Annotated in this window: 17 protein-coding genes and 1 rRNA gene; 9 read left to right on the top strand and 9 right to left on the bottom strand. The window is 72.6% G+C overall.

What is annotated here, in order from left to right; genetic code table 11:
* Nucleotides 1-83 (top strand): 5S ribosomal RNA (rrf, locus tag ACFY1T_RS27230); the annotation flags it as partial.
* 91 nt (nt 84-174) lie between these two features.
* Here the strand turns inward: rrf and ACFY1T_RS27235 are convergent.
* The 6 genes from ACFY1T_RS27235 to ACFY1T_RS27260 all read right to left on the bottom strand — a co-directional run bounded on the left by ACFY1T_RS27235 (nt 175) and on the right by ACFY1T_RS27260 (nt 6,381).
* Nucleotides 175-684, bottom strand: coding sequence for a Uma2 family endonuclease (locus ACFY1T_RS27235; RefSeq protein ID WP_390790512.1), 510 nt, complete (start codon nt 682-684; stop codon nt 175-177).
* 134 nt (nt 685-818) lie between these two features.
* Entirely contained in the window at nt 819-2,129 is a 1,311-nt protein-coding gene (locus ACFY1T_RS27240) for a DUF58 domain-containing protein (RefSeq protein WP_390790513.1), read from the bottom strand.
* On the bottom strand, nt 2,129-3,091 hold the full coding sequence (locus tag ACFY1T_RS27245) for an AAA family ATPase (RefSeq protein ID WP_390790514.1): 963 nt from the start codon (nt 3,089-3,091) through the stop codon (nt 2,129-2,131). The genes ACFY1T_RS27240 and ACFY1T_RS27245 overlap by 1 nt, the downstream gene beginning before the upstream one ends.
* Nucleotides 3,088-4,416, bottom strand: a complete 1,329-nt coding sequence (locus ACFY1T_RS27250) for a DUF4350 domain-containing protein (RefSeq protein ID WP_390790515.1) — start codon at nt 4,414-4,416, stop codon at nt 3,088-3,090. The genes ACFY1T_RS27245 and ACFY1T_RS27250 overlap by 4 nt, the downstream gene beginning before the upstream one ends.
* Complete coding sequence (locus ACFY1T_RS27255) at nt 4,413-5,093, bottom strand: DUF4129 domain-containing protein (RefSeq protein ID WP_390790516.1); 681 nt, start codon at nt 5,091-5,093, stop codon at nt 4,413-4,415. Before ACFY1T_RS27255 ends, ACFY1T_RS27250 begins: the two co-directional genes overlap by 4 nt.
* A gap of 7 nt (nt 5,094-5,100) precedes the next feature.
* Entirely contained in the window at nt 5,101-6,381 is a 1,281-nt protein-coding gene (locus tag ACFY1T_RS27260; protein WP_390790517.1) for a hypothetical protein, read from the bottom strand.
* A gap of 233 nt (nt 6,382-6,614) precedes the next feature.
* Between ACFY1T_RS27260 and mtrA the strand changes: the two genes are divergently transcribed.
* From mtrA to ACFY1T_RS27290, 6 genes are all read left to right on the top strand, one after another.
* Nucleotides 6,615-7,304, top strand: a complete 690-nt coding sequence (mtrA, locus tag ACFY1T_RS27265) for a two-component system response regulator MtrA (protein ID WP_189973359.1) — start codon at nt 6,615-6,617, stop codon at nt 7,302-7,304.
* A 70-nt stretch (nt 7,305-7,374) separates the two neighbouring features.
* On the top strand, nt 7,375-9,369 hold the full coding sequence (gene mtrB, locus ACFY1T_RS27270; protein ID WP_390790518.1) for an MtrAB system histidine kinase MtrB: 1,995 nt from the start codon (nt 7,375-7,377) through the stop codon (nt 9,367-9,369).
* Nucleotides 9,359-11,212 carry an LpqB family beta-propeller domain-containing protein gene (locus ACFY1T_RS27275; protein WP_390790519.1) on the top strand — a complete coding sequence of 618 codons (1,854 nt, stop codon included), beginning with the start codon at nt 9,359-9,361 and terminating at the stop codon, nt 11,210-11,212. The genes mtrB and ACFY1T_RS27275 overlap by 11 nt, the downstream gene beginning before the upstream one ends.
* A gap of 88 nt (nt 11,213-11,300) precedes the next feature.
* Complete coding sequence (locus ACFY1T_RS27280; RefSeq protein ID WP_390790520.1) at nt 11,301-12,059, top strand: ComF family protein; 759 nt, start codon at nt 11,301-11,303, stop codon at nt 12,057-12,059.
* Between the two features lie 262 nt (nt 12,060-12,321).
* Nucleotides 12,322-13,017 (top strand): ribosome hibernation-promoting factor, HPF/YfiA family, encoded by a 696-nt coding sequence (gene hpf / locus ACFY1T_RS27285; RefSeq protein WP_390790621.1) that lies wholly within the window; start codon nt 12,322-12,324, stop codon nt 13,015-13,017.
* A gap of 199 nt (nt 13,018-13,216) precedes the next feature.
* On the top strand, nt 13,217-13,918 hold the full coding sequence (locus ACFY1T_RS27290) for a response regulator transcription factor (RefSeq protein WP_030866691.1): 702 nt from the start codon (nt 13,217-13,219) through the stop codon (nt 13,916-13,918).
* 2 nt (nt 13,919-13,920) lie between these two features.
* On the opposite strand, the gene ACFY1T_RS27295 is transcribed toward ACFY1T_RS27290, so the two are convergent.
* Nucleotides 13,921-15,090: a winged helix-turn-helix domain-containing protein gene (locus tag ACFY1T_RS27295; RefSeq protein ID WP_390790521.1), complete on the bottom strand. Its 1,170-nt coding sequence runs from the start codon at nt 15,088-15,090 to the stop codon at nt 13,921-13,923.
* 10 nt (nt 15,091-15,100) lie between these two features.
* A complete protein-coding gene (locus ACFY1T_RS27300) occupies nt 15,101-15,682 on the bottom strand; it encodes a GNAT family N-acetyltransferase (RefSeq protein WP_030866683.1) in 582 nt (193 codons plus the stop codon).
* 242 nt (nt 15,683-15,924) lie between these two features.
* Here ACFY1T_RS27300 and secA point away from each other — a divergent pair, with 242 nt between their 5' ends.
* Nucleotides 15,925-18,714 (top strand): preprotein translocase subunit SecA, encoded by a 2,790-nt coding sequence (gene secA, locus ACFY1T_RS27305; RefSeq protein WP_030866682.1) that lies wholly within the window; start codon nt 15,925-15,927, stop codon nt 18,712-18,714.
* Nucleotides 18,715-18,916: 202 nt separating this feature from the next.
* Complete coding sequence (locus ACFY1T_RS27310; protein WP_158734354.1) at nt 18,917-19,072, top strand: hypothetical protein; 156 nt, start codon at nt 18,917-18,919, stop codon at nt 19,070-19,072.
* Nucleotides 19,073-19,078: 6 nt separating this feature from the next.
* Here ACFY1T_RS27310 and ACFY1T_RS27315 read toward each other — a convergent pair whose 3' ends face one another.
* Complete coding sequence (locus ACFY1T_RS27315; RefSeq protein WP_390790522.1) at nt 19,079-19,468, bottom strand: Rv3235 family protein; 390 nt, start codon at nt 19,466-19,468, stop codon at nt 19,079-19,081.
* Nucleotides 19,469-19,758 lie beyond the last annotated feature (290 nt).

Consider the following 19,758-nt stretch of genomic DNA (forward strand, 5'->3'; position numbering starts at 1 on the left):
ACATTCCGAACCCGGAAGCTAAGCCTTTCAGCGCCGATGGTACTGCAGGGGGGACCCTGTGGGAGAGTAGGACGCCGCCGAACAATCATTGTGGGGAAGCCCCGCACCTTATGGTGCGGGGCTTTTCTGCGTTCTGGGCCCGTTTGGCCCGTGAGCAATCCGGTTCCGCTTTCCTTACCAGTCGGCGGGGTAGCTCTTGAGGCTGGCGGTGTCGAGCGTCCAGCGGCCGGCGGTGACGGTGTCCCCGAACGCGTACGGGACCTTCTTGCGGTAGCGGATGCCGTCGGGTCCCTCCGAGGGGTCGCTGTGCACCGTGACGGACTTCTTGTCCTTGCGGGGATCCACCACGACGTACAGCGGGACACTCATGCGGGGGTAGTCGTGCAGCTTGTCGCGGATGTCGGTGAGGGAATTCGTACGGGAGACGACCTCCACCACCATCAGGACATCGCGCGAATTGACGACCTTCGCCGTGTCGTCCGTGTCCTCTTCGGCGATGACCATGAGGTTGGGGACTTTGGTCAGACCGGTGAGTGGATCGCCCATGTTCGTGTCGTTGACGGCCATGACCTCGGGTGTCTGAGCCTCGATCTGGCGGCGTAGCCGCACCACGTTAAGCCCATGGGGAGCGGTGGGCTCATCATCGTGAGGAAGATCTGACCGTCGGTGGTCTGCACCTTTCACTGGTCTTCCTGATGCTCGGCCAGCTCCGCGAGCTGCTCCGCGAAGTCGTGCATGCGGCGGATCTGCTCAGGGGTGAGGTCGGCCATGGTGCTCCTCCTGGTGGGTGCCCGACCAGCGTATCCAGTGGGCACCCGCTAGAGGCGGCCTGCGGATTTCAGGGCCAGGTAGGCATCGGCCAGGGCCGGGGCCAGGGTGTCCGGGGTGGCGTCGACGACGTGGACTCCGTGGCGGGACAGCTGGTCCGCGGTGCGGCGGCGGGTGGCCTGGGACTGGGTGCCGGCCGCGGCCTCGTAGACCGCTTCGAGCGTGCCGCGGGAGCGGGACATCTCCTCGACCCGGGGGTCCGCCACCGAGGCCAGCAGGACCGTGTGGCGCTGGGTGAGGCGGGGGAGGAGCGGGAGCAGGCCTTCCTCTACCGGGGCGGCGTCCAGGCTCGTCAGGAGGACCACCAGGGACCGGCGCGGGGCGTTGCGGAGGATGGTGGAGACCAGGGTGCGGGCGTCGGTTTCGACGAGTTCCGGTTCCAGCGTGGCCATGGCGTTGACGAAGGCGGGCAGGACGTCGCCGGCCGCGCGGCCGGCGACCTGCGCGCGGGTGCGGCGGTCGTGGGCCAGCAGGTCGACGCGGTCACCGGCGCGGGAGGCGAGGGCGGCCAGCAGCAGGGCCGCGTCCATGGCCGAGTCCAGGCGGGGGGCGTCGCCGACGCGGCCCGCCGACGTACGGCCGGTGTCCAGGCAGATCAGGATGTGCCGGTCGCGTTCCGGACGCCAGGTGCGGACGGCGACCTTGTGCTGGCGGGCGGTGGCCCGCCAGTCGATGGAGCGGGTGTCGTCGCCGGGGACGTAGTCGCGGAGGCTGTCGAACTCGGTGCCCTCGCCGCGGGTCAGGACGCTCGTACGGCCGTCCAGTTCGCGCAGGCGGGCCAGGCGCGAGGGGAGGTGCTTGCGGCTGGTGAAGGGCGGCAGGACCCGGACCGTCCAGGGGACGGTGTGGGTGCCCTGGCGGGCGAGCAGGCCGAGCGGTCCGTACGAGCGGACCGTCACGCGGTCGGCGCGCCGGTCTCCGCGGCGGGTGGGGAGCAGCCGGGTGGTGATCCGGCGGCGTTCCCCGGCCGGGATCGCGAGGGTGTGCCGGGAGGCGTCCGTCTCGGTGCCCGGGAGCCAGCTGCTGGGCGGCCAGGCGTCGCGGATCCGGGCGCGCAGCGGGCGGGTTCCCGGGTTGGTGACGGTGAGGTGGACCTCGGCGGGCTCGCCGAGGCGGACGGAGGTGTCACCCGAGCGGGTGAAGGTGAGGCTTCGGACCGGGGCCGCGAGGGCGTAGTCGACGGCGCAGGCCAGGGCGAGGGTGCCGTTGACGGCGAGCATCCCCGTCCAGCTCGGTTCGAGGATGCCGACGGGGAGGCTGCCGAGGGCCGCCAGCAGGGCGGCGCGTCCGGTGAGGGCCATCAGCGCGGGACGGGGACGTGGGACAGGATCGCGGTGATGACGGCATCGGCCGTGACCCCTTCCATCTCGGCCTCGGGGCGGAGCTGGACGCGGTGGCGCAGGGTCGGCAGGGCGAGGGCCTTGACGTCGTCGGGGGTGACGTAGTCGCGGCCGGTGAGCCAGGCCCAGGCGCGGGCGGTGGCCAGCAGGGCGGTCGCGCCGCGAGGGGAGACGCCGAGGGTGAGGGAAGGCGATTCGCGGGTGGCGCGGCAGACGTCGACGACGTACCCGGCGATCTCGGGGGAGACGGACACCTTGGCGACGGCCTCGCGGGCGGCTTCGAGCTCGGCCGGGCCCGCGACGGCGCGCAGGCCCGCGGCGTGGAGGTCGCGGGGGTTGAAGCCGGCCGCGTGCCGGGTCAGTACGCCGATCTCGTCCTCGCGGGAGGGGAGGGGCACCGTGAGCTTGAGGAGGAAGCGGTCGAGCTGGGCCTCGGGGAGGGGGTAAGTGCCCTCGTACTCGACGGGGTTCATCGTGGCGGCGACGAGGAAGGGCTCGGGCAGCGCGCGCGGGGTGCCGTCGACGGTGACCTGGCGCTCCTCCATGGCCTCGAGGAGGGAGGACTGGGTCTTGGGCGGGGTCCGGTTGATCTCGTCCGCGAGGAGGAGGTTGGTGAAGACCGGGCCGTTCTGGAAGGAGAACTCGGCGGTGCGGGCGTCGTAGACGAGCGAGCCGGTGACGTCGCTGGGCATCAGGTCCGGGGTGAACTGGACGCGTTTGGTGTCGAGTTCGAGGGAGGCGGCGAGGGCCCGCACGAGGAGGGTCTTCGCGACGCCGGGTACGCCTTCGAGGAGGACGTGGCCGCGGCACAGGAGGGCGACGACGAGACCGGTGACGGCCGAGTCCTGGCCGACGACGGCCTTTCCGATCTCGGTGCGGATCGCTTCCAGGGAGGAGCGGGCGCTGTCCGTGGTGGCCGTCATGAGGTGCGGACCTCTCTTTCGAGGGCGTCGAGGTGGTCGGCGAGCGCGACGAGCGCCGCGTCGGTGGCGGGTGTGGTGCCGAAGAGGAGGGCGGTCAGGTCTTGCCGGCGCTCCGTCAGGCGTCCGGATACGGCGGGGAGCAGGGCCGCGGGGTCGTGGGCCTGGGCGGGTGGTACGCCGACCAGGGCGGCCAGGCGTTCACGGGCGGCGGCGCGCAGCACGGTGGCGGCTCGGTCGCGGGCGTCGGCCTTGCGGTAGAGGCGGGCGCGGCCCTCGGTGGTCTCGGAGGCGCGGATGGCGACGGGCAGCTTCTCGGTGACGAGGGGGCCGAGCCGGCGGGCGCGCCAGAGGGCGGCGAGGGCGGCGGCGACGAAGAGCTGGAGGAAGGCCCAGCTCCAGCCGCGGGGGAGGAGATCGAGGAAGCTCCGCTCCTGGGCGGGGCCTTCGTCCTGGGCGTCGGCGAGGGAGGGCAGGTACCAGACGAGGTCGGGGCGGGAGCCGAGGAGTTGGAGGGCGAGGGAGGCGTTGCCCTCGGAGGCGAGCTCCTTGTTGAGGAGGATCGTCTCGGAGCCGAGGAGGACGGTGTCGCCGCCGGTGGTGCCGGTGGGGAGGACGAGGAGGGTGGGGTGGCCGCCGCTGGGGTAGCAGGCGGTGCCGGTGGCTCCGTCGGTGGTGTAGCGGTGGTCGCCGCCGGTGGCCGCGCGGCCGGCCGAGAGGGCGGCGGGCAGGGCGCAGCCGGGGTCGAGGTCCTGGTCGAAGGCGATGCCCTTGGTGCGGGCGGCGGGGGCCAGGTCGGGGAGGCTGGGGCTGCCGGGGGCGAGCAGGACGGTGCGGCCGCCGGAGAGGTCGATGGCGGAGCGGATGGCGCGCAGCTGGCTCTCGCCGAGCCGGTCGGGGTCGGTGACCAGCAGGGTGGTGCCGGGGCCGGCCGCGGCGGCGGCTTCGCGGGCGGTGGTGACGACGCGGGTGGTGACTCCGCGGGCCTGGAGGAGCTCGGCCACGGCCCTGCTGCCGTCGGGGTCGGCGGAGCGCGGGTCGAGTCGGCCGTGGCGGCTGCCGGATGTGAGGGCGGCGAGGGTGACGGCGGCGACGAGCAGGATGCCGAGGCAGATCAGGAAGCCGCGGCCGCGGCGCCAGAGGGTGGCGGGTGTGGTGCCGGGGGCTGCCGTGCGGGTGGCGCCGCCGGGGGCCGCGCCCGCCGCCGTGGCGTCGGCCGGGGTCGCGCCGTGGCGGGTGCCGGGCGGTCCGGGGGTGTGCGCGGCCGGGCCGGGCGCGGGGTCGGCGGGGTCGGCGGTGCCGGGGGTGCCCGGGTGGGGGGCCGTCATGAGGGGGTGCCCGTCAGGAGGGGCTTCGTCCGGGTCAGGGCGAGGTCCAGGGTGCGCAGGTGGGCGTACGTCTCGGCGTTGGCGGTGCGGCCGCCGTAGGTGACGTCGTCGAAGGCGCGGGCCGCCGCGCGGAGGGCTTCGGCGTGGTCCGGGAGGGAGGCGGCGGCTTCGGCGGCGGCCTCGTCGGCGGTGCGGCCGGGGCGCGGGTCGAGCACGGTGCGCTCCTCCAGGGAGCGGACGACGGCCCGCATGCGTTCCTGGACGGCGGCGGTCCAGCGGCTCTCGGCGGCGTAGGCCTCGGCGGCGGTGCGGTGGTCGGCGGCGCTGCGCAGGCCGTCGCCGAAGAGGGCGGCCGAGGCGGTGGCGGTCCGGCGGGGGGAGCCGAGCCGCCACCACAGGGCGGCGATGCCGAGGGCGGCCAGGGCGGCGATCGCGACCAGGCCCAGGGTGCCGCCGGGGGTGGCGCCCGAGGCGTGGTCGAAGAGGTTGCCGACCCACTCCCAGAAGCGGTCCAGGGCGCGCTGGAGCAGTCCCGGGTCGTCCTGGTGGTACAGCGGCTTGGACAGCTCGCGTTCGGCCGCCTCGCGGGCGGGACCGCGCGGTGTCGTGACCGGTGGTTTCTCCGCGGTCAGCAGGAGCGCCGCGGAGCGTGTGATGAGGCCCCCCGTACTCATCATCGGCGCATCAGCCTCCGGTCGGCGGTGCGGCCGGGTGCGAGCCGTAGTTCTCCAGGCCCGCCGCCCGGGCGAGTTCCAGGTCGAGGGCTTCGCGGCGGATGCGCTGGTCGACGTAGAGGAGGACGGTGACGCCCGACTGGATCGGCATGGTGATGGTCTGCGCGATGACAGCGCCGACCGCCGAGAGGATGAGGGCGGCCCAGCCGGTGGCGGCGGTGCCGTCCTCCAGGCCGGACACTCCGCCGTCGGCGAGGCCGATCGCGAGCCCGACGGCCGTCAGAGGCCAGACGATGATGGCGGAGACGAAGGTGGTGATGAGGCCGGTCAGGGCGGTGATGCCGAAGATGCGCCACCAGGAGCCCTGGACGAGCCGCGAGGAGCGGCGCAGCGAGGTGGCCACGCTGCTCTTCTCCAGCATCAGGGCGGGCGAGGCCAGGCTGAACTTGATCCCGAGCCAGAGGATGAGCGGCAGGGCGGCGAAGCCGCCGAGGAGGCCGAGGCCGAGGCTGCCCAGGGCGATGCCGGGCAGGAGCAGGACGCCGACGAGGGCGGCGCCGCCGATGCCGAGCAGGAGGGTCAGGCCGAGCAGGCGCAGGAGCTGGGGGCGGGCCTCGCGCCAGGCGGTGCCGATCGTGGAGCCGTGGCCGAGGACGGCCCGGCTGAAGATCATCGTGAGCATGGCGGTGGCCACGATGGTGCCGATGAGCTGGATGAACCCGTTCGCGATCAGGGCGAGCATGCTGCCGCCGAGGGCGTCGACCAGTTCGCGCAGGCTCGCCTCGTCGCCGGAGGTGACGGGCAGGTCGGAGAGCGTGTACTTCTGCACGACAACGGTGATGACCTGGACGACGGTGGCCACGACCAGGGTGATCGGCAGGACCGAGCGCCAGTGGCTGCGCATGGTGGCGACGGCGCCGTCGAGGATCTCGCCCAGGTCCAGGGGGCGCAGGGGGATCACGCCGGGCTTGGCGGCCGGGGGCTTGCCCCACTGGCCGGGGGCGCCGGGGTGGCCGTAGCGGCCTCCCTGGGGGCCCTGTGGGCCGCCGTACGATCCCCAGCCCGTGCCCGGCTGCGGCTGCTGGGGCGGGGTCGGGGGTGCCTGGGGGCTGCCGGGGCTGGACCACTCGCCGGGCGGCGGCTGCTCGGCGGACCACTTCGGTCCGCCGGCGGGGGGCTGCTGCGCGGGCGGCTGTGCGCCGTCGGCGGCGCCCTGGCCGTCGGGCGTGCCCGGCTGCTCGCCGTCGGACGGGGAGGGTCCGGGCGCGGCCCAGCCCGGGGAGTCGTTCATCGTCGCTCCTTACACGTGCACTGCGGGGGCGGGGGCCGTTCGGCTGCCATCGTGCCACGTGGGAACGTTGAGCGGACCGGCCGTCCCCCCGGATCTCCGGCAGCCCGCGCCTTCAATTGTCGCCCGGATGCGGGGCAGACTGGTCGCGCTGATGTCCACGCAGGTCCGAGGGGCGATTTCCAGCCCTTTTGGCTGTGGGACAGCTCACCGCCGGGTAACGATTGGCTAATGGGATGATGTCAAGCATGAAGGGACGAGTCCTTGTCGTCGACGACGACACCGCGCTGGCCGAGATGCTCGGCATTGTGCTGCGTGGAGAAGGTTTTGAGCCGTCGTTCGTAGCTGACGGTGACAAGGCGCTGGCTGCCTTCCGCGAGGCGAAGCCGGATCTCGTGCTGCTCGACCTCATGCTTCCCGGTCGGGACGGCATAGAGGTCTGCAGACTGATCCGGGCCGAATCAGGCGTGCCGATCGTCATGCTCACCGCGAAGAGCGACACGGTGGACGTGGTCGTGGGCCTGGAGTCCGGGGCCGACGACTACATCGTCAAGCCGTTCAAGCCGAAGGAGCTGGTGGCCCGCATCCGGGCCCGCCTGCGCCGGTCGGAGGAGCCCGCGCCCGAGCAGCTGGCCATCGGTGACCTGGTCATCGACGTGGCCGGGCACTCGGTCAAGCGTGACGGCGCCTCGATCGCCCTGACCCCGCTCGAGTTCGACCTGCTGGTCGCCCTCGCGCGCAAGCCCTGGCAGGTGTTCACCCGCGAGGTGCTGCTGGAGCAGGTCTGGGGCTACCGGCACGCGGCGGACACCCGCCTCGTGAACGTGCATGTGCAGCGGCTGCGCTCCAAGGTCGAGAAGGACCCGGAGCGCCCCGAGATCGTCGTGACGGTGCGCGGTGTCGGCTACAAGGCCGGACCGAGCTGACGTGCCGCCCGGCAAGCCCCGCAGCGGCTCCCGCCGAGGAGTCCTGAGGGGAGGCCGGCAGCTCCGTCAGATGGCCGACGGAGCGCCGGGCGGACCGGTGCTGCGGTTGTTCGTACGCCTCGTACGACGACCGCTGCTTCCGGCTGTCCGGCTGTGGCGGCGCAACATCCAGCTGCGCGTGGTCGCGGCGACGCTGCTGATGTCGCTGGCGGTGGTCCTCGCGCTGGGCTTCGTGGTGATCGCGCAGGTCAGCAAGGGGCTCCTCGACGCCAAGGAGGAGGCCGCGCAGAGCCAGGCGGCGGGCGGTTTCGCCGTCGCGCAGGAGAAGGCCAACACGCCCTCGGCGGTGGACGGGCCCGACGCCACCGACAACAAGGTCGGCCGGGACGCCAGTACCTGGATGAACTCGCTGGTCAAACAGCTCGCCAGTGGCGGCCAGACCGCCTTCGAGGTGGTCGCGCTCGGTGCCGGCCCCGACGCGGGCGGGCAGCCGAGCGGGCCGTTCGTCTCGGGCGTCAAGGGTGCCCGTGCCTCCGGGAACGTGGACCCGACGGCGAGCGTCCCCGCGGCGCTGCGCCGGGACGTCAACCACGCGACCGGCACCTTCAAGACCTTCTCGCAGATCCGCTACACCGCCGGGTCCGGGGACAAGGCGCCCGAGCCCGCGCTGGTCGTGGGCAAGCGGCTCACCGACATCAACGGGGACCCGTACGACCTGTACTACCTCTTCCCGCTCACGCAGGAGGAGGAGTCCCTCAACCTCATCAAGGTCACCATCGCCACGGCGGGCGTGTTCGTGGTCGTGCTGCTCGGCGCGATCGCCTGGCTCGTGGTGCGGCAGGTCGTGACGCCCGTGCGGATGGCCGCCGGGATCGCCGAGCGGCTCTCGGCCGGGCGGCTCCAGGAGCGGATGAAGGTCACCGGCGAGGACGACATCGCCCGTCTGGGCGAGGCCTTCAACAAGATGGCGCAGAACCTCCAGCTGAAGATCCAGCAGCTGGAGGACCTGTCGCGGATGCAGCGCCGGTTCGTCTCCGACGTCTCGCACGAGCTGCGCACGCCGCTGACGACCGTACGGATGGCAGCCGATGTCATCCACGACGCCCGGGTCGACTTCGACCCGATCACCGCCCGCTCCGCCGAGCTCCTCGCGGGCCAGCTCGACCGCTTCGAGTCGCTGCTCGCGGACCTGCTGGAGATCAGCCGGTTCGACGCGGGCGCCGCGGCCCTGGAGGCGGAGCCGATCGACCTGCGGGACGTCGTGCGCCGGGTCATCGACGGCGCCGAGCCGCTCGCCGAGCACAAGGGCACCCGGATCCGGGTGCTGGGCGACACCCAGCCCGTCATAGCGGAGGCCGACTCCCGGCGGGTGGAGCGGGTGCTGCGCAACCTCGTCGTCAACGCGGTGGAGCACGGCGAGGGCCGGGACGTGGTGGTCCGGCTCGCTTCGGCTGGCGGGGCCGTGGCCGTGGCCGTACGGGACTACGGGGTCGGGCTCAAGCCCGGCGAGGCCACCCGCGTCTTCAACCGCTTCTGGCGGGCCGACCCGGCGCGGGCGCGGACGACGGGCGGTACGGGCCTGGGCCTGTCCATCGCCGTCGAGGACGCGCGGCTGCACGGCGGCTGGCTGCAGGCGTGGGGCGAGCCGGGCGGCGGTTCGCAGTTCCGGCTGACCCTGCCGCGGACCGCCGACGAGCCGCTGCGCGGGTCCCCGATCCCGCTGGAGCCGGAGGACTCCCGGTCCAACCGGGCCAGGGCCGCGGCCGAGGCGGCGGGCTCGCAGGGGTCCCCGAAGGCGCAGCAGGTCCCGGGCCGCGGTGACCGGTCGCCGATACCGCCCCGCTCGGCGGTCGCCGGTGCGCTGCCGGTGCCCGCGGACCCGACGGCCCTGCCGGGCAGCGGGGCCCGGGTGGTGGCCCGCCCGGCCGATCCCGATCAGGCGTCGGAGCAGGCGCCGTCGGAGCAGGCGCAGTCGGACCGGGCGACGGACCGGGTGGCGGCCGAGCGCGCCGCCGGCGCCGAGCAGTCAGCAGCAGCACGGGAGGATGGCGCAGGTGGACGCTGAGCCCGCACGGGTGCGCAGGGACGGCCGCCGCAGGTGGCGGACGGTGCGGGCGTACGCCTTCGGCGCGGCCGGGCTGCTGCTGGCGGGCTGCGCCTCCATGCCCGACCACGGCGAGATCCGCGAGGTGAAGGCCTCGCAGGGCGTCGATTCGCAGGTGCGGGTGTTCGGGGTGCCGCCGGCCGACAAGGCCGGTCCGGCCGACATCGTCGACGGCTTCCTGGAGGCCATGACCAGCGACGACCCGCAGCTGCAGACCGCCCGCAAGTACCTCACCGAGGAGGCGGCGAAGAACTGGAAGCCCGGTTCCGCCGTCACCGTGCTCTCCGCGGGCATCGACCGGTTCTCCGTGGGCAACGAGAAGGACGCGCCGGGCCCCCGCTGGAAGATGACCGGCAAGAAGCTCGCGACGGTGGACGAGCGCAGCGCCTACCAGCCGGAACCGGCGGGCCGCCGCTACGAGGAGTACCTCCAGCTGGTCCAGGAGAACAAGCAGTGGCGGATCGCGACGCCGCCGAGCGGCCTCGTGCTCAGCGAGTCCGACTTCCAGCGCATCTACATGCCGGTCAACAAGTACTACTTCGCGGGCGGCGCGCTCGTCGCCGACCCGGTGTACGTGCGCCAGCGCAGCGACCCCGACTCGCGGATGGACCCGACCACGCAGACGGTGCAGTCGCTGCTGGCCGGGCCGTCCAAGTGGCTTGGGCCCGTGGTCACTTCGAGCTTCCCCACCGGCACCGAGCTGCGGGAGGGCACCAAGTCCCTCACGTACGACGGCCAGAACGTGCTGAAGGTGCCGCTCAACGACAAGGTCGACAACGTCGCGCAGCCGCAGTGCGAGAAGATGGCCGCGCAACTCATGTACACCGTGCAGGACCTGACGTCCTCCCGGATGGCGCGGGTCGAGCTGCTGCGCTCGGACCGTTCCTCGCTGTGCTCGGTGACCGAGCCGACCGCGGCGGGCATCGCCCACCGGCCGCAGGGGCCGGAGTACCAGTACTACGTCGACGGCGAGGGCCGGTTCGTCCGGATGAAGCTCGACGTCACCAGTGAGGACCAGCAGTACCGGCCGGAGCCGGTGCCGGGGCCGCTGTCGCCGAGCGCGGGGAACCCCGGGTTCAAGGTGGGCTCCGCGGCCGTCTCCTACGACGAGAAGCGCGCGGCCGTGGTCTCCGAGGACGGGCACGGGCTGTACCTGGTGAACCTGACGACGGCCGGGCCCATGCCGCAGCCGGTGCTGACGGGCAAGGGCGCCAAGCCGAACGGGCTGGGCACGCCGAGCTGGGACGCGGCGGGCGACGCGTGGGTCGCGGACCAGGATCCGGCGAATCCGGCGCTGTACCGGGTGCCGGGCGGGACCGGGACCCCGCAGAAGATCGACGTGGCCGGGCTGGACGGCGGGCGGATCACCGCGCTGAAGGCTTCGCCGGACGGGGTGCGGATCGCGCTGCTGGTGCAGTCGGGGAACAGCAAGAACCTGTACATCGGGCGGATCGAGCGGCCCGAGGGCAAGGGCGACGCGGCGCCGGTGTCGGTGCGCGAGCTGCGCCCGGCGGCCCCGCAGATGGCGAGCGTGACGGCGCTGAGCTGGGCGCCGCGCGGGCGGCTGCTGGTGGTGGGCCGGGAGAACGGCGGGGTCGTGCAGGCCCGGTACATGCTGGCCGACGGCTCGATGGTCGCGGCGAGCCTGCCCGGGGCGACGGGGCTGGACGCGGTCGCGGCGACGGAGGACGAGAAGAAGCCGGTGGTGGCGCACTCGGACGAGGACGGGATCGTGTGGCTGCCGCCGGGGGCGCAGTGGCGCACGGTGGCGCCGGGTGGCCGGGCCCCGGTCTACCCGGGCTGACCTGCCCTTTTCGTCGCCGCTTTCGCGGTGCGCCGCACGTTGTCCACAGGGGTGGCGGGGTGCTGGGGCGGCCCGGCACAGTGGACGGATGCGGGGGTGGTGGCAGGAGCTCGCCGGGCTGGTCCTGCCGGCCGGCTGCGGCGGCTGCGGGGCGGCCCGGGTGCTGCTGTGCCCCGGCTGCGCGCGGGCGCTGAGCGGGGCCGCGGCGGGCCGTGTACGGCCCTCTCCGCGGCCCGCGGGGCTGCCCGCGGTGTATGCGGCCGCCGCGTACGAGGGGGCGGTACGGGAGGTCGTACTGGCGCACAAGGAGCGCGGGGCGCTGCCGCTGGCCGGGCCGCTCGGCGCCGCCTTGGCGGTGGCCGTCGACAGGGCCGCCGGCGGGGGTGCGGGCGCGGGTGCCGTGGCGGCGGGGGAGGAGCTGGTCCTCGTCCCCGTGCCCTCGGCGCGCCGGCAGGTGCGGGCGCGCGGGCACGATCCGGCGCGCAGAACGGCTCTGGCGGCCGCGGCGCGGCTGCGGCGGGCCGGTGTTCCCGCGCGGGTGGCGTCCGTACTGCGCCAGCTCCGGCCGGTGGCCGACCAGGCGGGCCTGGGGGCCCGGGAGCGCCGGGAGAACCTGACGGGGGCGCTGGGGGTGCGCGGCGGGGGCGGGCGGTCGTTTCCCGCCACCGCGCGGATCGTGCTGGTGGACGACCTGATCACCACCGGGGCCACGCTCGCGGAGGCGGCCCGGGCGCTGCGGGCGGCGTCGGTGGGGCCGGTGGCGGGGGCGGCCGTGGTGGCCGCTCCGGCAGGATCCTTCGTAGGAAATCGGTCGACAACCCGTACAGAGCAACGCTCTTGTGAATAGATTTGGAACTGTTGGGGAAGGCGCATCGTTGCAGGTAGTAAGAGAGAACAGCCACCTGAACGGAGGTACGGTCCGGTAGCGGGTGCCGACAACCGGCATGGAGGGATATGTTCGGTTGTAAGGAACTGGCGAGTCCTGGTCACACGCACCGGATCGAGAGGTGAATGTCGCCAAGTCCGTGGCTCCGGTGTTCACCGGGGCCTGGTGCGAAAGGGAGACGCTTCGCCGTATGAGGCGGAGCTATCCGGGAACGGAGTTCTGCGTGGACATCGTCGTCAAGGGCCGCAAGACCGAGGTGCCCGAGCGGTTCCGCAAGCACGTGGCCGAGAAGCTGAATCCCGAGCGGATCCAGAAGCTCGACGCCAAGGTGATCAGCTTGGACGTCGAGGTGTCCAAGGAGCACAACCCGCGCCAGGCCGACCGTTCCGACCGCGTGGAGATCACCCTGCGTTCGCGGGGCCCCGTGGTCCGCGCCGAAGCCGCCGCCACCGACCCGTACGCGGCGCTCGACCTGGCACAGGAGAAGCTGGAGGCGCAGCTGCGCAAGCAGCACGACAAGCGCTACACCCGCCGCGGCAGCGGCCGGCTCTCGGCGGCCGAGGTCGCCGACACGGTCCCCGGCGTGGCCCGGCTCAACGGCAGCGGCCAGCCCGTCACGGAGGAGCCGGGGGACGCGATCCCGACCACTCGGATCGGGTCGCTGGAAGTACAGGGCGAAGGCCCGCTCATCGTCCGCGAGAAGACGCACTCCGCGGCACCCATGCCGCTCGACCAGGCACTGTACGAAATGGAACTGGTCGGTCATGACTTCTACCTGTTCGTCGACTCCGACACCAAGATGCCGAGCGTCGTCTACCGGCGCCACGGCTATGACTACGGCGTGATCCACCTCAATTCCGACGAGGCCTCCAGCTCGGCCGAGCCCGGTGCGGGCGCGGGCGGGGCGCTCGGCGGCTGACGCCGCATCCTGATTTTCGGTGAAGTGCCCCCGGGGACGCCGCGGCGTCCCCGGGGGCCCCTGTATGACTCGTATGCGCCAGGTGGCCGTCGAGGGCTCCCCGGCGGGTGGCTCGGGCATGGAATCATGGCGGGCAGTCAACCGGCCGGAGTTCCCGTCCGGTTGACCCGGCAGCTCGGTACATGCAGGGGGAGGAACGATGGCGGACAGCTTCGGGCCGGTGCGCGGTGATGACGGCGGCGAGCCGATCCGGGTGCTCGTCGTCGACGACCACGCCCTGTTCCGGCGCGGGCTGGAGATCGTCCTCGCGCAGGAGGAGGACATCCAGGTCGTCGGTGAGGCGGGGGACGGCGCGGAGGCGGTGGACAAGGCGGCGGACCTGCTGCCGGACATCGTGCTCATGGACGTGCGGATGCCCCGGCGCGGCGGGATCGAGGCGTGCACCTCGATCAAGGAGGTGGCCCCCTCCGCGAAGATCATCATGCTGACGATCAGCGACGAGGAGGCGGACCTCTACGACGCGATCAAGGCGGGCGCCACCGGGTACCTCCTGAAGGAGATCTCGACCGACGAGGTGGCGACGGCGATCCGCGCGGTGGCCGACGGACAGTCGCAGATCAGCCCGTCGATGGCGTCGAAACTCCTGACCGAGTTCAAGTCGATGATCCAGCGCACGGACGAGCGGCGGCTGGTGCCGGCGCCGCGTCTGACGGACCGCGAGCTGGAAGTCCTCAAGCTGGTGGCGACCGGGATGAACAACCGCGACATCGCCAAGCAGTTGTTCATCTCCGAGAACACCGTGAAAAACCACGTCCGCAACATCCTGGAGAAGCTCCAGCTGCACTCCAGGATGGAGGCCGTGGTCTACGCGATGCGGGAGAAGATCCTCGAGATCCGCTGAGGTCAGAGGAGCGCCAGCGCCGCCGTGACCGCGGCGGCCTCCTCGGGGGAGCCCGCGCGCTCGACGCGGACGGCGTCGCAGCCCACCCACTGCGCCGCCTCGCGCAGCGCCTGCGCCATCGGGCGGGCCGCCCCGGGGGTGGTCAGGGAGAGCTGCCGGGCCACCAGCGTCGTGCCCTCGCGGGCCGGGTCGACCCGGCCCTGCAGGCGCCCGCCCGCCAGCAGCGGCATCGCGAAGTACCCGTGTATCCGCTTGGGCTTGGGGACGTACGCCTCCAGCCGGTGCGTGAAGCCGAAGATCCTCTCCGTGCGCGGCCGGTCCCAGACCAGGGAGTCGAACGGGGAGAGCAGGGTGGTGCGGTGGCGGCCGCGGGGGGCCGTCGCCAGTGCGGCCGGGTCGGCCCAGGCCGGCTTGGCCCAGCCCTCGACCTCGACGGGGACCAGCCCCGAGTCGGCGATCACCGCGTCGACCTGCTCGCCCTTGAGGCGGTGGTAGTCCGCGATGTCGGCGCGGGTGCCCACGCCCAGGCTCTGCCCGGCCAGCGTCACCAGGCGGCGCAGGCACTCGCGGTCGTCCAGGTCGTCGTGGAGCAGCGCGTCCGGCACCGCCCGCTCGGGCAGGTCGTAGACGCGCTTCCAGCCGCGGCGCTCGGCGCAGACCACCTCGCCGGTGTCCAGCAGCCACTCCACCGCGATCTTGGTCTCGGACCACTCGAACCACTCGCCGCCGTTCTTGGCGCCGCCCAGTTCGGTCGAGGTCAGCGGGCCGTCCGCCTTGAGGCGGTCCAGGACCGCCCGCGTCGAGCGCTCCTTGTCCTGCAGGATGTGCCAGCGGTGGCCGCGGGCCCGGCGGGAGCGGCGCCGGAACGCGAAGTGCGGCCACTCCTCGATCGGCAGGATGCAGGCCGCGTGCGACCAGTACTCGAAGGCGTGGCCGCCCGACCAGTACGCCGACTCGACCGCCGGCCGGCCCACCGCGCCCAGGCGCGCGTACGGGATCAGCTCGTGCGAGCGGGCGAGTACGGAGATGGTGTCCAGCTGGACGGCGCCCAGGTGGCGCAGGACTCCCCGCACCCCGCCCCGGCGGTCGGGCGCCCCGAGGAAGCCCTGCGCGCGCAGGGCGATCCGGCGCGCTTCGTCGGCGGACAGGGACACGGAGGCTGCGAGCGTCATGCCGGCCAGCCTAGGGGCGGCCACTGACAGCGGGCAGGTACGGCAGTGAGGGGGCCAGGCCCAGGTCCGCGGGGAGCAGGGCGCCGACCCAGGAGTCCCGGGCGGTGCCGCCGCGCAGCACCGCGGCCCGCAGTACGCCCTCGAAGCGGAAGCCGGTCTTCTCCGCCACGGCCCGGGAGCCGGTGTTGCCGACCTCGGCGCGCCATTCCAGCCGTACGGCGCCCACCTCGGTGAAGGCCCAGCGGGAGACGGCGGCGACGGCCTCGGCCATGTAGCCGCGGCCCCGGTGCTCCTTCGCCGCCCAGTAGCCGATCTCGTACGAGCCCTGCCCGCGCACGTGCACGCCGACGGCCGCGACCAGCGGGCCGTCCGCCCCGAGGCGGACCGCGAAGCTGTACGCGGTGTCCTCGCGCCAGCCGGCGGGGACGGTCTCCAGGACGAAGCCGCGCGCGTGCTCGCGCGAGTAGGGGGAGGGGACCATCGTCCAGCGCTGGATCTCCGGGTCCTGCACCGCGGTGTACACCTCCTCCTCGTCCGCGGGGACGAAGGGGCGCAAATGCAGCCGGGCCGTGTTCAGTGTCGTGGGCTCCATGTACGGATTCTGCGGGGCCGGGGCGGGCCGGGCGAGCAGTTTTCGGGCAAGACGTGTCGGGGACACCGGCACCTTCCGGGTACCTCGTACGTTCTCCTTCTGGGCGCCCGTGTCCTGAGGGATGCGGCGGGCCTCCCGGCGCGGCCGCGTCCTCGCTTACGATGGCCGTTGCGGTGGGGCCCACCCTCCGTGCCCGTGTACGAACCAGTGCCCAGGCCCGACCGGCAAGGAGACAAACCTCGGTGTCCGTCTTCAACAAGCTCATGCGTGCAGGCGAAGGCAAGATCCTGCGCAAACTGCACCGCATCGCGGACCAGGTCAACTCCATCGAAGAGGACTTCGTCAACCTCTCCGACGCCGAGTTGCGGGCGCTCACGGACGAGTACAAGCAGCGCTACCAGGACGGCGAGAGCCTGGACGACCTGCTGCCCGAGGCGTTCGCGACCGTCCGCGAGGCCGCCAAGCGCGTCCTCGGCCAGCGGCACTACGACGTCCAGATCATGGGCGGTGCCGCGCTGCACCTCGGCTACGTCGCCGAGATGAAGACCGGTGAGGGCAAGACCCTCGTCGGCACGCTCCCCGCATACCTGAACGCGCTGTCCGGCAAGGGCGTCCACCTGATCACGGTGAACGACTACCTGGCCGAGCGCGACTCCGAGATGATGGGCCGGGTGCACAAGTTCCTCGGTCTCGAGGTCGGCTGCATCCTGGCGAACATGTCCCCGGCCCAGCGCCGGGAGCAGTACGGCAGCGACATCACGTACGGCACGAACAACGAGTTCGGCTTCGACTACCTGCGCGACAACATGGCGTGGTCGCAGGACGAGCTCGTCCAGCGCGGCCACAACTTCGCCGTGGTCGACGAGGTCGACTCGATCCTCGTCGACGAGGCCCGCACCCCGCTGATCATCTCCGGCCCGGCCGACCAGGCCACGAAGTGGTACGCCGACTTCGCGAAGCTGGTCACCCGCCTGAAGAAGGGCGAGCCCGGCGAGCCCCTGAAGGGCATCGAGGAGACCGGCGACTACGAGGTCGACGAGAAGAAGCGCACCGTCGCCATCCACGAGGCCGGCGTCGCCAAGGTCGAGGACTGGCTCGGCATCGAGAACCTCTACGAGTCGGTGAACACCCCGCTCGTCGGCTACCTGAACAACGCCATCAAGGCGAAGGAACTGTTCAAGAAGGACAAGGACTACGTCGTCATCGACGGCGAAGTCATGATCGTCGACGAGCACACCGGCCGCATCCTCGCCGGCCGCCGCTACAACGAGGGCATGCACCAGGCGATCGAGGCGAAGGAAGGGGTGGACATCAAGGACGAGAACCAGACCCTCGCCACGATCACCCTCCAGAACTTCTTCCGCCTCTACTCCAAGCTGTCGGGCATGACCGGTACGGCCATGACCGAGGCCGCGGAGTTCCACCAGATCTACAAGCTCGGCGTCGTCCCGATCCCGACCAACCGCGACATGGTCCGCAAGGACCAGCCGGACCTGATCTACCGGACCGAGGTCGCGAAGTTCGCCGCCGTCGTCGACGACATCGCGGAGAAGCACGAGAAGGGCCAGCCGATCCTCGTCGGCACCACCTCGGTCGAGAAGTCCGAGTACCTCTCGCAGCAGCTCTCCAAGCGGGGCATCCCGCACGAGGTGCTCAACGCGAAGCAGCACGAGCGCGAGGCCTCGATCGTCGCCCAGGCCGGCCGCCGCGGCGCCGTCACGGTCGCCACGAACATGGCCGGCCGCGGTACCGACATCAAGCTCGGCGGCAACCCGGACGACCTGGCCGAGGCCGAGCTGCGCCAGCAGGGCCTGGACCCGGAAGAGCACATCGAGCAGTGGGCGCACGCGCTGCCCTCCGCGCTCGAGCGCGCCGAGGCGGCCGTGAAGGCCGAGTTCGAAGAGGTCAAGTCCCTCGGCGGGCTGTACGTGCTGGGCACCGAGCGGCACGAGTCGCGCCGTATCGACAACCAGCTGCGCGGCCGCTCCGGCCGTCAGGGCGACCCGGGCGAGTCCCGGTTCTACCTGTCGCTGGGCGACGACCTGATGCGCCTGTTCAAGGCGCAGATGGTGGAGCGCGTCATGTCGATGGCGAACGTGCCGGACGACGTGCCGATCGAGAACAAGATGGTGACGCGCGCGATCGCGTCGGCCCAGTCGCAGGTCGAGACCCAGAACTTCGAGACGCGCAAGAACGTCCTGAAGTACGACGAGGTCCTCAACAGCCAGCGCGAGGTCATCTACGGCGAGCGCCGCCGCGTCCTGGAGGGCGAGGATCTGCACGAGCAGGTGCGCTTCTTCATGGACGACACGATCGACGCGTACATCGCGGCCGAGACGGTCGAGGGCTTCGCCGAGGAGTGGGACCTGGACCGGCTGTGGGGCGCCTTCAAGCAGCTCTACCCGATCAAGGTCACCGTCGCCGAGCTGGAGGACGCGGCGGGCGACCGCGCGGGCATCACCGCCGAGTTCATCGCGGAGTCCGTCAAGGACGACATCCACGAGCAGTACGAGGCGCGCGAGAAGGCGCTCGGCTCCGACATCATGCGCGAGCTGGAGCGGCGCGTGGTCCTGTCGGTGCTGGACCGCAAGTGGCGCGAGCACCTGTACGAGATGGACTACCTGCAGGAGGGCATCGGCCTGCGGGCGATGGCCCAGAAGGACCCGCTGGTCGAGTACCAGCGCGAGGGCTTCGACATGTTCAACGCCATGATGGAGGGCATCAAGGAGGAGTCCGTCGGCTACCTGTTCAACCTGGAGGTCCAGGTCGAGCAGCAGGTCGAGGAGGTTCCGGTGCAGGACGCGGCGCCTTCGCTGACCAAGGAGCCGGCGGGCGCGCGTCCGGAGATCCGGGCCAAGGGCCTGGACGCCCCGCAGCGGCCGGACCGGCTGCACTTCTCGGCCCCGTCGGTGGACGGGGAGGGCGGGGTCGTCGAGGGCGACTTCGACGCCGACGAGGCGGGTGACGGCATGACCCGTGCCGAGCGCCGCAAGGCGCAGAAGGCCGCCGGCGGCCGTCGCCGCAAGAAGTGACCTCCGCCCGTACGGGCACCCCCGCCGGGGCCGGACACCACACGGTGTCCGGCCCCGGCGCCGTTGTGCGGGGCCGCACGGGCCGGCCCGGCGGACCGGCTCCCGGACGTCGTGGCTGTGCCGGATCGGCAAAGTTCATCCCCCGCTTTTGTACACATGCGGCTTGTGACGAGCGGGGGGTCGCCGGTGTTTAACTGGGGCCATGGACAAGCGAGTTGAGAGCAGGCGGCAGCAGCCGCAGTTCGAGCTGCGGTGGGGCGGGCTGCACGTGATCATCCACCGTGTGCCCGTCTGGCTCGTCACGCTGGTGACCACGGCCGCCGGCTCCGGGGCCGCTGCCTGGTGGACGGGCCGGTAGGCCCGCTCACGCGAGGGGGTCCATTTCGATGGCCGCGCAGCGCCAGCGGAGGTCCGGGCCCTGTTCCAGGCGGAAGGCCATCGCCGAGACGCGGTCGCCCGTCGTGATGCGGGCGAAGGCTTCGATGACGCCCGGACCGGGGTGGAAGCGGCCGCACCGGCGCAGGACCGGGCGCAGGCGGTCGCGCAGCGGGCCCGCCGGGGCCAGCGTGACCAGCTGGTCGTAGGCCGGGCCGACCGTGTGGCCCAGCAGCGAGTGGACGGGGCGCTGGCCGCTGACCACCGCGAGCAGCCGCTCCGCGAACCAGTCGTGCGGGCCGCGCGGGGCGCGGGCGGGGTGGGGGCGGCGCTGGTCGTGGCGGCCGGGGGGCCGGGTGGCGTTCCTGGTCCTGGTCATGGCGGTCGTCCCCGAGAAGTCCGGGCCCGGAGCGGTACCGGGCGGTAACTTGGTAGGGGACTTCTACGGTCCGTGACCACCCTTCGCAACGGCGCCCGCGCGGCCCTGACGGGCCGGGCCGGTTCACCTATCCGGGTGGGTGCCGTGCGGCCCCGAGCCGGTCCGGGAGCCGGCGCGGGCGTGCGGTGGACGGAGCCCGGCCGCGGCCCGGCACCCCGAAGGGGGACGCCGTCCGTCACCCACCGGAGTCCGGTACGCCCTTCCGGAGCCGGGAAGGGGCCGGCGCTGCG

The sequence above is a fragment of the Streptomyces sp. NPDC001194 genome, assembly GCF_042896985.1.
GTDB lineage: Bacteria > Actinomycetota > Actinomycetes > Streptomycetales > Streptomycetaceae > Streptomyces.

Bases quoted from the DNA above. Each gene is read 5' to 3' on its own strand.
- ACFY1T_RS27240 (WP_390790513.1), bottom strand. From the start codon at position 2,129: ATGGCCCTCACCGGACGCGCCGCCCTGCTGGCGGCCCTCGGCAGCCTC.
- ACFY1T_RS27245 (WP_390790514.1), bottom strand. From the start codon at position 3,091: ATGACGGCCACCACGGACAGCGCCCGCTCCTCCCTGGAAGCGATCCGC.
- ACFY1T_RS27250 (WP_390790515.1), bottom strand. From the start codon at position 4,416: ATGACGGCCCCCCACCCGGGCACCCCCGGCACCGCCGACCCCGCCGAC.
- ACFY1T_RS27255 (WP_390790516.1), bottom strand. From the start codon at position 5,093: ATGATGAGTACGGGGGGCCTCATCACACGCTCCGCGGCGCTCCTGCTG.
- ACFY1T_RS27260 (WP_390790517.1), bottom strand. From the start codon at position 6,381: ATGAACGACTCCCCGGGCTGGGCCGCGCCCGGACCCTCCCCGTCCGAC.
- mtrA (WP_189973359.1), top strand. From the start codon at position 6,615: ATGATGTCAAGCATGAAGGGACGAGTCCTTGTCGTCGACGACGACACC.
- mtrB (WP_390790518.1), top strand. From the start codon at position 7,375: ATGGCCGACGGAGCGCCGGGCGGACCGGTGCTGCGGTTGTTCGTACGC.
- ACFY1T_RS27280 (WP_390790520.1), top strand. From the start codon at position 11,301: ATGCGGGGGTGGTGGCAGGAGCTCGCCGGGCTGGTCCTGCCGGCCGGC.
- ACFY1T_RS27290 (WP_030866691.1), top strand. From the start codon at position 13,217: ATGGCGGACAGCTTCGGGCCGGTGCGCGGTGATGACGGCGGCGAGCCG.
- ACFY1T_RS27295 (WP_390790521.1), bottom strand. From the start codon at position 15,090: ATGACGCTCGCAGCCTCCGTGTCCCTGTCCGCCGACGAAGCGCGCCGG.
- ACFY1T_RS27300 (WP_030866683.1), bottom strand. From the start codon at position 15,682: ATGGAGCCCACGACACTGAACACGGCCCGGCTGCATTTGCGCCCCTTC.
- ACFY1T_RS27310 (WP_158734354.1), top strand. From the start codon at position 18,917: ATGGACAAGCGAGTTGAGAGCAGGCGGCAGCAGCCGCAGTTCGAGCTG.
- ACFY1T_RS27315 (WP_390790522.1), bottom strand. From the start codon at position 19,468: ATGACCAGGACCAGGAACGCCACCCGGCCCCCCGGCCGCCACGACCAG.